Genomic DNA, 14,358 nt, shown 5'->3' on the forward strand with positions numbered 1-14,358 from the left:
CATCCTGTATCCTTAAAGACTGACTAACCATCCCCGTTCGCCTTCGCGGCTGGGGGCCACCTCAACGTTAAGAAAGTGATCACGGCTCGTGTTCAATTCTCTCTCCGACCGCTTGACGGCAACTTTTAAGAACCTGCGCGGCAAGGGCCGCCTCTCCGAGGCAGACATTGATGCAACCGTCCGCGAAATCCGCCGCGCCCTGCTCGACGCTGACGTCGCCGTCCCCGTGGTCCGCGAATTTACCGCCCACGTGAAGGAACGCGCTCTTGGTGCGGAGGTTTCCGAGGCGCTGAACCCCTCCCAGCAGATCGTGAAGATCGTGAACGAGGAGCTGGTGAGCATCCTCGGCGGTTCGACCCGCCGCATCAACATGGCGAAGAGCGGCCCGACCATCATTATGCTGGCGGGTCTGCAGGGTGCCGGTAAGACCACCCTGGCGGGCAAGCTGGCTCACTGGTTGAAGGGCCAAGGTCACACCCCGATGCTGATTGCATCCGACCTGCAGCGCCCTAACGCGGTGACCCAGCTGAAGGTTGTTGGTGAGCGTGCGGGCGTGCCCGTGTACGCGCCGCACCCCGGTGTGACCAGCGAGTTTGACGTACCCACCGGCGATCCCGTGCAGGTGGCACGTGACGGTGTGGCTGAGGCTCGCGCTAAGCTGCACGACGTGGTGATTGTCGATACCGCGGGTCGTCTGGGTGTTGACGCTGAGCTCATGCAGCAGGCACGTAACATTCGTGACGCTATTGAGCCGCACGAAGTTCTGTTCGTTATCGATGCGATGATCGGTCAGGACGCTGTGAACACCGCTAACGCATTCAACGAGGGCGTGGACTTCACCGGTGTGGTCCTGTCTAAGCTTGATGGTGACGCCCGCGGTGGTGCAGCGCTGTCGGTGGCTTCGGTGACCGGCAAGCCGATTATGTTCGCGTCCACTGGTGAGAACGTCACTGACTTTGAGCAGTTCCACCCGGACCGTATGGCAAGCCGCATCCTGGATATGGGTGACATCCTGACTCTGATTGAGCAGGCTGAAGCTCAGTGGGATAAGGCTGAAGCCGACCGCATGGCGAAGAAGTTCATCGATCAGGAAGACTTCACTTTTGAGGACTTCCTGGCTCAGATGCAGCAGATTCGTAAGCTTGGTTCCATGAAGAAGCTGCTCATGATGATGCCCGGTGCGGCTCAGATGCGTCAGCAGCTTGAGGCTTTTGACGAGCGCGAGATTGACCGCGTGGAGGCGATTGTTCGCTCCATGACCCCGCATGAGCGTGTGGCTCCGCGCATCATTAATGGTTCTCGCCGTGCCCGTATCGCTAAGGGTGCGGGTGTGACCGTGTCTGAGGTGAACCAGCTGATGGAGCGTTTCGCTCAGGCTCAGAAGATGATGAAGAAGCTCGCTTCGGGCAAGATGCCCGGCATGCCCGGTGGTATGCAGATGCCCGGTATGGCGGCTGCGGCGGGTGGCGCTCGTAAGAACGCGAAGAGCAACAAGAAGAAGAAGGCTCGCTCCGGCAACCCGCAGAAGCGTGCGGCGCAGGAGGCGGCAGCAGCTAAGGCGCAGCAGGCTCGCGCCGGTGCTGCATTCGGTCAGCAGGCTCAGAACCAGGAGATGGATCTGTCCAGCATGAACCTGCCGAAGGGCTTTGAGAAGTTCCTGCAGTAAGAGCAAATATGAGCCCCGGTAAGGGGTGGTACGGGTGCGCACGTGGTGACGGGGCGCACCCGTACCGGTATGGTGCCCGGTTTGGGTGCATGAATGGGTGTGAAGGGAAGGTATCAATGGCTCAGAACGAGCAGAATTGGGATCGAGAGAACGCGGATAATCAGCTGAATGAGCAGGTTGCGCCGTGGTCTCAGCGCGCCTTCGCTGATGATTCTGTAGAGGAACCTGCTACTGAATCTGCCGCCGAGTCTGTAGAGGAGTCTGCAGGCGAGCCTGTAGCTGAGGAGGGCTCGTTGGGCTTCTCCGAAGCTTCCGCAGAGGATCTTGATGATGACTTTTCGGATGACTTCGCAGGCGACCTTATGGGCGACTTCGACGATGATTCGAGCATCCTTCCCGGGTACACCCCTGTCTGGGCGCGCATCGCCCTCGAATACGGTGAACACTCCGCTGAGCTGGCGGGTGACCTCGTCTACTCCAGTGAGAGCGACGACCCCGCCGTTGACGACGTTGCCGCAACCATTCTGAACCTCATTCGTGAAGCCCGCAGCATGCACGATGAGGTGAAGGCGGAAGATCCCGATACGCAGCGCGCCTGGAACGACCGCACGAAGGTTGACCGCCTCGCCGCCGCCCTGGAGAGCGAAGAGTGGACCGTCGATAAGCTCACCGGCATGTGGGATGAGGCCCCCGCACCCGCCGGAACCGGCGAATCGGATAGCCCCGAGTACCTGCGCGCCCAGGATGAGGAGCGCACCGCCGAGAAGCAGCGCAATGAGCGCATCGAGCAGACCATGGAGCTGGAGGAGAAGATTCAGCGCCGCCGCATCATGGCTCGTTCCACCACCGATGAGGAGCTGATTGCCGCCCTTATTGAGGCGACCGCCGCCTCCCCGGAGCTGATTGCCTACGAGATGGGGGAGCATCAGGTGCAGCTCTACGTGCTGTGCGCCGTGGATGATGAGGGCTACATGAACGTGCTGGAGGTCGCTGACGGCCACCTGCACGTGGGTACCCCCGTTGAGGATTACGTGGCGCAGCTGGTGGATCAGCTGCCGGTTACTGGTGCCGCCCTTGAGGGTGAGGCGACCGTGTGGGAGGAGCTGCCCGGTGGGCAGGGTGAGCTGGAGTTCCTGGTGGACGGCGACGCCGCCATGCTCGTCGACCTGCCCATTGACATGATTACCGGACTTCTTTTGGCGTACCTTCCTGCCGGTACCCGCCAGGTTGTTGCCGCGCCGGCGGGGGAGTGGACCCTCATTTCTGCCGACCCGGTGGATCTGATGGCGCTGCTGGGCCTGCTGAACTGCAACGCCCTGATTGCTGAGGGCAACTCGAACCAGCAGCACCTGGTGGTCTATGAAGAGCCCGCCCGCGACCCCTACTCGGATGAGGAGTGGTACCTGGAGGCGTTCGGCGAACCCTACGAGAACATCGTGGAGGAGTTCACCTGGCAGCGTGTGCCTAAGCGCCTGAACCGGGCCCTCAGCCGTGAGGAAGTCGCACGTTTTGGCGGCATGTTGGAGGACCTGCTCTCGGAGCTTCCCGGTAGCGCCCCGGAGCTTTCGGGTTCGAAGATTTTCGGTTCCGATGAGGAAGAAATCGAGCAGGGCATCGCTAATGTCATGGCGATGTTTGGTGTGGAGGCTGACTCCATTACCGGCCGCCGCCTGAATGCGTACCTGCGCGATACGAGCAATACCCTGGCGTTGGAGTCGGTGCTGCAGCTGCTGGACGTTCCCACGGAGCTGGCGCTGGTTCCGACCACCGGTTTTGACGTGGCGTCGATTAGCACGGCTCGCGTCTTTGGCAACGAGGATGAGGAGCTCGCACAGCCCGCCGGTTCTGCTGAGACTGACTCTGCCGACGCAGCTGAAGCTGCTGATGAGGCGCAGACTTCTGAAGCTCTGGACGTTACCTTCCCGCTGGATGACTCCGCTGCCGAGGCTACTTTCTCCGAGAGCACCCCCGTAGAGGACGATTCCTTCGAAGATGACGAGGAGATTGAGCCCTACCCGGGTAACTTCCCCTCGCCCATGGAGCGTAGCTACCGACTGGTTGCGACCGGCCGCCGCGTGACCCTCTCCGAGTGGATGGACGCTCTCAACAACGCGCACATCCCCTACGAGTACACGCACATGGGTTCGCCGGAGGACTCTGCGCCGGATTCCTTCGTGGAGACCGAAGAGGGCTACCTGTCTCTTGACAGCGCCCTGCACGAGGCTGACTCTTCGCCTACCGAGGAGCAGGCATCGCACGAGGCAAAGGTAAGCCAGCAGGCTCCCGAGCCTTCTGTCGCGCTCGCACCTCAGAACGAAGCCGCCCCGAGCGTTGAGACCGTGCTCGATGCTTCCTCAAGCTCTGCAGATCAGAGTCCTGCACCCCAGGCTCCCGCACCGCAGACCACCTCCGCTCAGAGTCCCGCGCCTCGTTCGCGCCGCAAGCGCCTGACCCCGGAGCAGATTCGTGCGAAGACCCGCCGCGTGGGTCTTGTCCTGGGCGCGGATGTGACGGCTCAGAGCGCTATTGCCCTGACCTTGGCGAATGTGGCGCGCCGCCGCCGCGCGCAGGGTAAGGCGAGCCGTAAGTTCTCGGTGGCTGCCGCGCTCTTTGCGCTGAACGCTACGGTCGAGTCGGCTCTGATTCCGACGGTTCTGCGTTCTTTCGAGCAGACCCAGTTGAAGAAGCATGCCCGCCCGGTTGCGGATGCTGAGCTGGTGCATCCGGGGGATACCACCGGTGAGCAGCCCTCGACCAAGCGCACTCTCATTGATGACCTACGTGAGGGCAACTACCGCACGGTGGAGGATGCCGCCCCGTCCACGGAGCAGGCACCCTCTGGACTGCGTGAGCGTGCCCTGGGTATAGTGCGTAGCATCAGGCAGCGCGCTGCGAAGAAAACCGACCGCTAAAGGAAAGAAGCCATGAAGGATTCCTATCTGAGCGATGAAGAGCTGAAGGCTTTTATCGCCACCCTGCCTACGCGCCGTTTGGCGGCGGGCGCGCTGATTCGTAATGAGCGCGGCGAGATGCTGCTGGTGAAGCCGAACTATAAGGACGGCTGGATTCTTCCCGGCGGCACCGTGGAGGCTGGCGAGGCGCCCAAGCCCGGTTGTGAGCGTGAGATTGTGGAGGAGTTGGGCCTGGATGTGAAGCTGGGTCGTGTGTTGCTGATTTTCCACGGCTTGTCGCTGGGTGTGTGGGGCGATTCGACCTACTACATGTATGACGGCGGCGTGATTGCGGCGGATACGAAGATTACCCTGCAGGATGCTGAGCTGGTGACCTATGAGTGGGTTGCTCCGGAGAACCTGGAGGGCTACGTGCGTCCGTCGATGGTGGAGCGTCTGCGTGAGTGCTACCGCGCCCTGGAGACGGGGGAGACTCTGGAGATGAGCAACCTCGATTAGTGGCGGCTACAGGGCGGTTGCGCAGGGGGCTACTGGGCACAGAACGCTGTTTAAAAGTGATGTTCGGTGCCTTGAGCAATTATTTTTCCGTGTCGCTAGCTTAAAATCTTGGGCTCTGATACCCTAGCTGAGTACCCGGCGACGCGCGACCCCTCTCTTCGCGCGCCGTTGTGTCCATAGAGGCGCCGTGAATGGCCCGCCCCACGGGTGCTGAACCGTGTGCCTCGCACCAAATTATGAAACAGGAGTAACCACTAAAGTGGCTGTTAAGATTCGTCTCAAGCGTATGGGTAAGATCCGCGATCCTCGTTACCGCGTCGTGATCGCTGATTCGCGCGTCAAGCGCGACGGTAAGACCATCGAAGAGATCGGTATTTACCACCCGACCGAGCACCCCTCGCGTATCGAGATCAACTCTGAGCGTGCTCAGTACTGGCTCTCCGTCGGCGCACAGCCGACCGAGCAGGTTCTGGCTCTGCTGAAGCTCTCGGGCGACTGGGCTGCATTCAAGGGCGAGAAGGCAGAGTCCAAGGTTCTGCCCGTCGAGGCTAAGGCTGAGTTCGTTGTTCCCGAAAAGGGTTCCGTGATCCTGCCCGAGGCTATCACCCCCAAGGCTGAGAAGGCTGAAGAGGTTGCTGAGGAAGCAGCACCCGAGGCTGAGGCTGAGGAAGCAGCTGAGTAATTATGTTGGCTGACGCACTCGAACACCTGGTTCGAGGGATTGTCGATCGTCCGGAGGACGTGAAGGTGCGCCTGCGCACTCAGCGTCACCGTGAAACCCTTGAGGTTCGCGTGCATCCGGATGACCTGGGCCGAGTTATCGGCAGGTCTGGTCGTACCGCCAAGAGCATCCGTCTGGTGATGGACGCTATTTCTGATGGTGAGCCGATGCGTATCGACATTATCGACACCGACAAAAAGCGACGCTAGCTCGTAAACGCTTGAAGCCCCCGCTCCCGGAATTTTTCCGGAAGGCGGGGGCTTTCGCGTACCCGATTTCTCGGTCTGAGTTATCTGCGTGAGTTATCAGTGCGAGTTATCAGCATGAGTTATCCGTGCGAGCGCTCGCTCCGGCCGCCGTGGAGGCGGGGGAGAGGCAGCAGAGAGACGGCAGAATGCGCCCGTCCTAAGTGCCCGGTAGAATAGTGGGAGCCGTGCACGTGCACGGCGTAGGTTTTTAGCTTGTATCCAGCGGAGGAAAATTATGCAGGTTGTGGTGGCTCGTATCGGTAAGCCTCACGGTATTCGTGGTGAGGTGACGGTTCAGCTCTTTACTGATGCCCCGCAGGAGCGTTTTGCCCGCGGCGAGGTGCTCGGTATCGAGAATTTTAAGCCCGGCTCTGCTGCCGCTTCGGTGGCGCCTACCGGTGAGCTGACGGTTGCCGGTGCCCGCTGGAACAAGAAGATTCTGGTGGTCCGTTTTGATGAGGTGACTACCCGCAATCAGGCTGAGGAGCTGCGCGGTAGCCGCCTGGTTTACGAGGTTCCCGAGGATGAGGGCGATGAAGAGGGCTTCTACGAGCAGGAGCTGGTGAACCTGCCCGTGTACCTGCTGGCGGACGTTCCCGAGGGTGAGAGCCCCGTGGATAACCCGGCTGTGGGTAAGCCGCTGGGTAAGGTGACCGGTCTGCAGACCATGCCGGTTCAGGATTTGTTGCTGATTAAGCTGGCTCGTTCGCCGCGTCTTGCCTCCGGCGCGGGTGAAGAGATCATGATTCCTTTTGTTGAGGAGATTGTGCCCGAGGTGGTTCCCTCGACCGAGGATGAGCCCGGCTTTGTGCTGCTGACCCCTCCGGCGGGTTTGATTGACCTGGTCGAGGACGCTGAGCAGGATTCTGCGCAGGCGACCGAGCAGGCGGGGGAGTAGTCCGTGCGCTACGATGTGGTCACGATTTTCCCCGAGTATCTGGAGCCGCTGAAGCTGTCCCTGCTGGGTAAGGCACGCGAGAAGGGTCTGGTGGATCTGCACCTGCATGATTTGCGTGAGTACACGTTTGACCGTCACCGCACGGTGGATGACACTCCGTACGGCGGTGGCGCGGGCATGGTGATGAAGGCGGAGCCGTGGGGTTTGGCGCTGGATGAGGTGCTTGCCGCCTCCCCGCTAAACGCCGCTACCGAAGATGCGTCTGAGGGTGCCGAGTCTGAGGGCACTGGGCCCGCCGAACCCGCCGCTGATACCCGCCCGCTGCTGATTGTCCCGTCCCCGGCGGGTGCCGTTTTCGATCAGGCGATGGCGTACAAGCTGGCGGAGGAGAAGCATATTGTCTTCGCTCCGGCGCGCTACGAGGGCATTGATGAGCGTGTGCTGGACTGGGCGCAGGAGAGCTTCCGCGTGATGCCCGTATCCCTGGGCGATTACGTGCTCTACGGTGGCGAGGTTGCGGTCATGGCGATGATTGAGGCTATCACCCGCCTGATTCCGGGCGCGATGGGTAACCCCGCCTCCCTGGAGGAGGAGTCGCATACGGGCGGTCTGCTGGAGTATCCGGTGTACACGAAGCCCGCGGTGTGGCGTGAGCGTGAGGTGCCGGAGGTGCTGCTGTCGGGTAATCACGGTGCGATTGCGCGTTGGCGTCGTGACCGTCAGATTGAGCGCACCCTTGAGCGCCGCCCGGACCTGTTGGAGGCGTACCCGGTGGAGCAGTGGGATAAGAAGGACCGCCGTTTCTTGGCTGAGCGCGGGGTGCATTTTGCGAACCCGGCGAAGGCGGCTCAGAAGAAGGCGAAGAAGAACCCCGCAACGCAGGCTGATAGTGCGGCTCAGGCGGCACAGTCTGATACTGCACAGTCTAATACCGTGCAGCCTAATACCGTGCAGACCCAGCCGGATTCCTAAGCTTCGAACGGGTGCTTGTGGGTGCCTCATGATTCTCTGAATGGGGGTTAGCGTCATATATCTGTTAGTTTGCGCTAACCTCTATTTTTTGTGCCCGTGAACCGTTATTCTGAGGTTAACCTCGCTAAGAACATAGCTCATCTATAGCTGATGCGAGGTGGTAATACGCTTTCATCGTTGAAAGCACGTACTCAACAGAAGGAGGACACATGTCCGTTGTTAAGGTTCACCGTCTTGCTGTCGTTGGCGACAACCAGGCTGAGCTGGAGAAGCGCTTCGCAGCTGCCCGCCACATCGCTGACTCTTTCCCCGGCTTTGAGGGTTTTGAGCTGTGGCGCCCCCTGGATGAGGGCGGCGACTACTTTGTGGTGACCCGCTGGGTTGATGAGGCAAGCCACGATGCGTACGCGGCGGCTCGTCGTGAGCGTGACCCGAATACTGTTGTCTCTCACGCTGATGGCACCATGAGCTTCGAGAAGGTGGAGTTCGACGACTAACATCTGTGTTTGTCTGCGTCTGACCGGATTTATGGCTGAAGCCCATGTGAGATAAAGAATTTATCTCATATAGTGAGGGGTCGCACTGACTTTTCTGAATATTGCTTTAAGTGGGTATTAGCCCATGTGGAGGCGGTATAAGGAAGGGTCAGCGTGGCCCCTCCTTGATTTTTCGGGGCATAAAATCTGCAGGTATTTCGTGGTTATTGGATATGTGGGTTCGGCGCTATAAAACACCTGAATTATGGTCAATAAATGCCCTCTATATCCTTCAATCCGAAAGTGACACTTTAATGCAAAAAGGTTATTATTGTTCCCGAGAGCACACTTCGTCCGTGCCGGTAGTTCGGGCGAGGACAGCGATCCCCTCTCGGCTACATCGCATGAGACAGCCGAGTCACTCAAGGGAATATTCAGCGCACCCGTGTGAGTACCTCCTCTGCATAGGAAGGTCTGGCAGGGGAGCCGACTCAACTATCACGTATTCACACAAGTGGTGCATGGTACTGGACCCCGCAATATATGGGATGGGAGCTTGGTGGTTCGAGCGTTCATCGTGGTTGATGACCCTCCCAGTCGCGGATAGAAAAGTGCTTTGCTTAGCGGGTGAGCGATTCGGTGGTCCGGACCGAGGCTCACCCGCTCCGCTATTTAATGACGAAAATTCTGGCGGATTATTCCCACCTGGTGGTTTTAGCCTAGTGCTTTTCGGGTACCGGGCGCTCGCGGAACTCGATGGGTCGCTTCGCCTTGGGTAACGAGTACATGACGCGCAGGTACGCATCCTCGACCAGCTCTTCTAGCACCCGCTCGGTGACACCCTCACCGGCACCCACGGAAATCCAGTGCCTCTTATTCATGTGCCATGCCGGGATGATACTCGGGTAGATGCGCCGCAGCACCTCGGATTCTTCCGGGTCGGTTTTGAGGTTCACGATGGGGTAGCCGATACCCTCCGTGTACATGGCGAACATCTTGCCGCCGATGCGGTACACCGTGTGCTCGGGCCCGAACGGCTGGTCGGAGGTTGCCAGAGGCATGGCGAGCGCGAGGCGGTCAACGGCATGCTCGAGGTCTTCGGGTGCCAGAAGTTTGGGGGAGGGGTTTGTGCTCATAGCTTCGAGTCTAGTGCCCCGCACGGTACCCCGCCTAGCACGCAACCTAAAACTCTCGTACTGCCCGGCAAATCCACGCTAAAATAGGTAACTATGGCTGAATTTATTTATCAGATGATCAAGGCCCGCAAGACTGTGGGCGACAAGGTCATCCTTAACGACGTGACGATGTCGTTCTTCCCCGGCGCCAAGATCGGTATGGTTGGTCCGAACGGCGCGGGTAAGTCGACCATCCTGAAGATCATGGCTGGCCTCGACCAGCCCTCCAACGGTGAGGCGCGCCTGACCGCAGGCTACAGTGTGGGCATCCTCATGCAGGAGCCGCCGCTGAATGAAGAGAAGACCGTTCTGGGCAACGTTGAAGAGGGCGTGGGCGAAATCAAGTCCAAGCTGGACCGCTTCAACGAAATCTCCGCACTCATGGCTGAGCCTGACGCTGACTTCGACGCCCTCATGGAGGAAATGGGTCAGCTGCAGGAGGCTATCGACGCCGCTAACGCATGGGACCTGGACTCCCAGCTGGAGCAGGCTATGGAGGCGCTGCGCTGCCCGCCCGCTGACATGCCCGTTACCCACCTCTCCGGTGGTGAGCGCCGCCGCGTGGCACTGTGCAAGCTGCTGCTGCAGAAGCCCGACCTGCTGCTGCTCGACGAGCCCACCAACCACCTGGACGCAGAGTCCGTGCTCTGGCTGGAGCAGCACCTGCAGTCCTACGAGGGTGCCGTCATCGCGATTACCCACGACCGTTACTTCCTCGACCACGTGGCAGAATGGATCGCCGAGGTTGACCGCGGTAACCTGTACCCCTACGAGGGTAACTACTCCACCTACCTGGAGAAGAAGCGCGCCCGCCTCGAAGTTCAGGGCAAGAAGGACGCTAAGCTCGCTAAGCGCCTGAGCGAGGAACTGGACTGGGTCCGCTCCAACGCTAAGGGCCGCCAGGCTAAGTCGAAGGCTCGTCTGGCACGCTACGAGGAGATGGCTGCGGAGGCTGAGAAGACCCGCAAGCTTGACTTCGAAGAGATTCAGATTCCTCCGGGACCCCGCCTGGGTAACGTCGTTATTGAGGCTGAGAACCTGCAGAAGGGCTTCGACGGCCGTTCCCTGATTAACGGTCTGTCCTTCTCCCTGCCCCGTAACGGCATTGTGGGTGTGATTGGTCCGAACGGTGTGGGTAAGTCCACCCTGTTCAAGACCATCGTTGGCCTGGAGCCCCTCGACGGCGGCGAGCTGAAGGTCGGCGAGACCGTGAAGATCTCGTACGTTGACCAGAACCGCGCGAACATCGACCCGGAGAAGAGCCTCTGGGAGGTCGTCTCTGACGGTCTGGACTACATCCAGGTCGGCAACGTTGAAATGCCTTCGCGTGCGTACGTTTCCGCGTTCGGCTTCAAGGGCCCGGACCAGCAGAAGAAGGCGGGTGTGCTCTCCGGTGGTGAGCGCAACCGCCTGAACCTGGCGCTGACCCTCAAGCAGGGTGGTAACCTGCTGCTGCTCGATGAGCCCACTAACGACCTGGACGTTGAGACCCTCGCATCCCTGGAAAATGCGCTGCTGGAATTCCCCGGCTGCGCCGTGGTCGTCTCTCACGACCGTTGGTTCCTGGACCGCGTGGCAACCCATATCCTGGCGTGGGAGGGCACCGACGAGAACCCGGATCAGTGGTACTGGTTCGAGGGTAACTTCGAGTCCTACGAGAAGAACAAGATTGAGCGCCTCGGCCCTGAGGCTGCTAAGCCGCACCGCGTGGTGCACCGCAAGCTGACCCGATAGGGTTTGGTGGTAAGCCCCGCCTCCTGATGCTGTTATGACGCAGGAGGCGGGGCTTCGCTGTGTCTGCTGGGGAAGGGGTATAGTCCTGCTATCTCACGTGTTGTTCCGCTACGTGGTGGGTTATTCGTCGGTAGAAATAGTTCGCTCAGTGGCGACCGATATATCGTGGCGGATTTCATATTCACGGTTTATAATGGGTATGCACGTAAGTGCAACTGACACATGTGATTACGAAGAGAAGAGCATTATGCTTTCAAAATATAACTGGATGTCCTTGGTTACCGGTCTGTTGCTGATTGCAGCGGCAATCTACATGTTCGCCAATCCCGCTATTCCGCTGGTAGTTCTGGGTTATGTGTTCTCCATTTCGGTGTGGCTTGGTGGCGTGTTTGAACTGGTACGTTACTTCGGCACGCCAAAGCAGGCACGTACCGGCTGGGACCTGGTTGACGGCATCTTGACCGTGGTGGCTGGCCTGATTCTGCTGACTGCCTCGGTGGGTGCACAGGCAACCTTCATCCCGACCATTGTGGGTACGTGGATGATTATGTGGGCGCTGATTCGTCTGATGACTGCCCAGGGCGTGAAATACCTGAGCTACGCCGCCGGACGCCACCTGCAGCTCTCTGCTATTGGTACCCTTATTCTGGGCTTGCTCGTGGTGCTGTTCCCGATAATCTACGGCGTGGCGGCAGTATGGATGGCAGCACTGGGTCTTCTGGTGACCGGTCTGGTATTCGTGGGTGACTTCTTTGTTTCCCGCCGCACCAAGAGCACCGTGCACATTTCCCCGGACGGTGTGATTGACGGCGAAGCTAAATAAGAGCTTCCAAACGGCTTCTAGACCGTACACTAGAACATAAGAAAGACCGTGTGAGACAACCACCTCACACGGTCTTTCTGTATGCTCTGCCAGGTTCGCCTGACGCCTTCCGGTAGTCCTAGCGGTGCTCTGCTTTATCGATATTCCGGCAGGCGGAACATCATTTCCTGCGCCACGGTCGCCACCAGCTCACCGGAACGATTGAAAATCGAACCCTGCGCGAGCATCCTGCCGCCCTGCGCGCTCGGGGAATCCAGCACGTACAGCAGCCACTCGTCGGCGCGCGCCGGGCGGTGGAACCACATCGCGTGATCCAGCGAGGCGCTCTTGAGGCCCGGTTCCAGCCAGAACTTGCCGTGACGACGCAGAGCAGGCTCCAGCGGCAGGTAATCCGAAGCGTAGGCGATAGCGGCGCGGTGCTCCGCCTCCGACGCCTCAGAACCATCAGCATGCACCAGGCGGTCAAAGGTCTTGAACCACACGCAGGCACGCGGCTGTGTCGAGGAGGCATCCGGCTGAGTGTACAGGGGCGCATCCACGTGGCGCATATCAATCGGACGTTCCCACGCTACCGCCTGTGCAATGGGGTGGGGGAGCTGGCCCAGATAATCGCTGACCTTCGGAAGGGACTCGGGGTCCGGAACCTCCGGCATGGTGACCGCGGTGTGCTCCGGGCCGCGGCTATCCGCCTGGAAAGACATAATTGCAGAGAACATGGGCGCCTCATCCTGGAACACCTGCACGCGGCGGGTCGAGAAGGAACGGCTATCATTCAGACGCTGAGCGGCAAAGAACAGTTCACGCTCAATATCGCCGGGACGCAGAAAATAGGCGTGAATCGAGTGGATGTACTTGCCCTCCACCGTGCGGTCGGCGGCAATAATCGACTGGGCAAGAACCTGACCACCGAAAGTACGCGGCTGCTCGCGGGTGAGCGTCACGCCGGTAGACACTTCATCACTACCGAAGGAAGCGGGCGCCGCCTCCACGGGGGAGAGGTCCAGCATCCGCATGAGGTTTTGGGTCACAGTGGGCTTGGTCATGGTTTTATTCTCGCACGTTTTCAATGAACCGGTTTCTGGCGTAGAGTGGGAGAGCATACTCTGAGACAACCACGACAGGTTGATTCGGAACATTGACTAGGAACAACGGCCCGGATTATCGATCTGGATGAACAATCCGGAACGTTCCCCTAACACACCATCGCACGATATCACCCACCAACTTGCCACCGAGCAGGCTACCGCCGAAAAGGAGCAGAAATGACTACGCCGTCTGACACCACCCCTGACACCGCACAGGACAACGCTCCCGACCAGAACAGCGCACCGAACGCGGCTGCATCTATTGAGCTCAAGTACAACCCCCACGAAGGTGTGGAGGAGCCCTACCTGATTCTGCCCGGCGGCGCCCAGGGTGCCGCAGTGGTCAAGGACCTTGCCACCTACATTTCTCGCGCCCTGGCGGTGAACCCGGACGCCGCCATCCGCCTGACAGCACGCGGCCGCGTGGTGGCGGTATTCGCCTGCTCCCTGGAGCCGGAGGACGCCTCCTCAGACACCCCGGTCATCATGGGTCTGCGCGCCCTGCACCTGTTGGCTGACTCCACCCTGGACATGACCGTACAGGCGCAGGCGCTGCTGGACCGCCTGGCGCGTCTGCAGAAGCAGGCAGAAGAACAGGTCAACGAAGAGAACCCGCAGCTGGTGCTGTTCATGCCGCCGGTGACCGTCAACGCCAGCTGGGCTGGCAAGTCAGCCCCGCTCAGCGGCTGGTACGAGGTTGGTACCGTCCCGGTTGAAGAGTTCCACCGCGCCACCGCAGAAGGCCTGGAGGCGGTAGAACGCGCCTTGTCCGAGAACCCCGGCGCTGCTGTGCTTTCCACGGTGCGCTCGCGTATTTGGTCCTCCGATATGGTGCTGGAATACCTACCTGAGTTCGATACCGTGCTTGTACCGACCGGCGCGGCATTCGCCCTGCGCGTGTTCGGTTTCATCCCGGAAGGCTTCACGGGCGATCTGCCGCTCTTCGCTGCGCATGTAGGTTCGGAGGAGTGGCTGCGCATTGTGGCGCCCGCCGGTATGGTGCTGGTGCGCCGCGGTTCCGGTTCGCTACTCTAACTTTCCTCGAGACATTTCTAGACTTTTTACGTTGGTGGTGTGGGCTCTTTGCCTGCGCCACCAGCGGTTTTTCTATGCCGTATGACATCAACGGGGTAGTTGTAATAATGACATT

Annotated in this window: 13 protein-coding genes; 11 read left to right on the top strand and 2 right to left on the bottom strand. The window is 60.0% G+C overall.

Annotated elements, in window-relative coordinates; translation table 11 throughout:
- The first annotated feature begins 88 nt into the window (after positions 1 to 88).
- The 8 genes from ffh (at position 89) to HMPREF2894_RS00260 (ending at position 8,412) form a co-directional block, all read left to right on the top strand.
- Positions 89 to 1,666 carry a signal recognition particle protein gene (gene ffh / locus HMPREF2894_RS00225; RefSeq protein ID WP_070634727.1) on the top strand — a complete coding sequence of 526 codons (1,578 nt, stop codon included), beginning with the start codon at positions 89 to 91 and terminating at the stop codon, positions 1,664 to 1,666.
- Positions 1,667 to 1,782: 116 nt separating this feature from the next.
- Positions 1,783 to 4,578 (top strand): hypothetical protein, encoded by a 2,796-nt coding sequence (locus HMPREF2894_RS00230; protein ID WP_070677286.1) that lies wholly within the window; start codon positions 1,783 to 1,785, stop codon positions 4,576 to 4,578.
- 12 nt (positions 4,579 to 4,590) lie between these two features.
- Positions 4,591 to 5,076 carry an NUDIX domain-containing protein gene (locus HMPREF2894_RS00235; protein WP_012903358.1) on the top strand — a complete coding sequence of 162 codons (486 nt, stop codon included), beginning with the start codon at positions 4,591 to 4,593 and terminating at the stop codon, positions 5,074 to 5,076.
- 259 nt (positions 5,077 to 5,335) lie between these two features.
- Positions 5,336 to 5,758, top strand: coding sequence for a 30S ribosomal protein S16 (gene rpsP, locus HMPREF2894_RS00240; RefSeq protein WP_049342092.1), 423 nt, complete (start codon positions 5,336 to 5,338; stop codon positions 5,756 to 5,758).
- Between the two features lie 2 nt (positions 5,759 to 5,760).
- Complete coding sequence (locus HMPREF2894_RS00245) at positions 5,761 to 6,006, top strand: RNA-binding protein (protein WP_005505691.1); 246 nt, start codon at positions 5,761 to 5,763, stop codon at positions 6,004 to 6,006.
- A gap of 274 nt (positions 6,007 to 6,280) precedes the next feature.
- The gene (rimM, locus tag HMPREF2894_RS00250) at positions 6,281 to 6,943 is read left to right on the top strand and encodes a ribosome maturation factor RimM (protein ID WP_005505693.1); all 663 of its coding nucleotides are present in this window, start codon (positions 6,281 to 6,283) and stop codon (positions 6,941 to 6,943) included.
- Between the two features lie 3 nt (positions 6,944 to 6,946).
- Positions 6,947 to 7,915 carry a tRNA (guanosine(37)-N1)-methyltransferase TrmD gene (gene trmD, locus HMPREF2894_RS00255; RefSeq protein ID WP_005505694.1) on the top strand — a complete coding sequence of 323 codons (969 nt, stop codon included), beginning with the start codon at positions 6,947 to 6,949 and terminating at the stop codon, positions 7,913 to 7,915.
- Positions 7,916 to 8,124: 209 nt separating this feature from the next.
- On the top strand, positions 8,125 to 8,412 hold the full coding sequence (locus HMPREF2894_RS00260) for an antibiotic biosynthesis monooxygenase family protein (protein ID WP_012903365.1): 288 nt from the start codon (positions 8,125 to 8,127) through the stop codon (positions 8,410 to 8,412).
- Between the two features lie 698 nt (positions 8,413 to 9,110).
- Here the strand turns inward: HMPREF2894_RS00260 and HMPREF2894_RS00265 are convergent.
- Entirely contained in the window at positions 9,111 to 9,527 is a 417-nt protein-coding gene (locus tag HMPREF2894_RS00265) for an MmcQ/YjbR family DNA-binding protein (protein WP_070677289.1), read from the bottom strand.
- A gap of 93 nt (positions 9,528 to 9,620) precedes the next feature.
- On the opposite strand from HMPREF2894_RS00265, the gene ettA reads away from it, so the two are divergent.
- Together ettA and HMPREF2894_RS00275 are read left to right on the top strand one after the other, a co-directional pair.
- A complete protein-coding gene (ettA, locus tag HMPREF2894_RS00270; RefSeq protein ID WP_005505699.1) occupies positions 9,621 to 11,300 on the top strand; it encodes an energy-dependent translational throttle protein EttA in 1,680 nt (559 codons plus the stop codon).
- Positions 11,301 to 11,547: 247 nt separating this feature from the next.
- On the top strand, positions 11,548 to 12,123 hold the full coding sequence (locus tag HMPREF2894_RS00275) for an HdeD family acid-resistance protein (protein ID WP_135007788.1): 576 nt from the start codon (positions 11,548 to 11,550) through the stop codon (positions 12,121 to 12,123).
- Between the two features lie 134 nt (positions 12,124 to 12,257).
- Here the strand turns inward: HMPREF2894_RS00275 and HMPREF2894_RS00280 are convergent, their stop codons facing one another.
- Positions 12,258 to 13,166 (bottom strand): acyl-CoA thioesterase, encoded by a 909-nt coding sequence (locus HMPREF2894_RS00280; RefSeq protein ID WP_049352423.1) that lies wholly within the window; start codon positions 13,164 to 13,166, stop codon positions 12,258 to 12,260.
- A 219-nt stretch (positions 13,167 to 13,385) separates the two neighbouring features.
- Here HMPREF2894_RS00280 and HMPREF2894_RS00285 point away from each other — a divergent pair, with 219 nt between their 5' ends.
- Complete coding sequence (locus tag HMPREF2894_RS00285) at positions 13,386 to 14,243, top strand: DUF8185 domain-containing protein (RefSeq protein WP_070677292.1); 858 nt, start codon at positions 13,386 to 13,388, stop codon at positions 14,241 to 14,243.
- Positions 14,244 to 14,358 lie beyond the last annotated feature (115 nt).

The organism is Rothia sp. HMSC066G02 (assembly GCF_001813145.1).
GTDB lineage: Bacteria > Actinomycetota > Actinomycetes > Actinomycetales > Micrococcaceae > Rothia.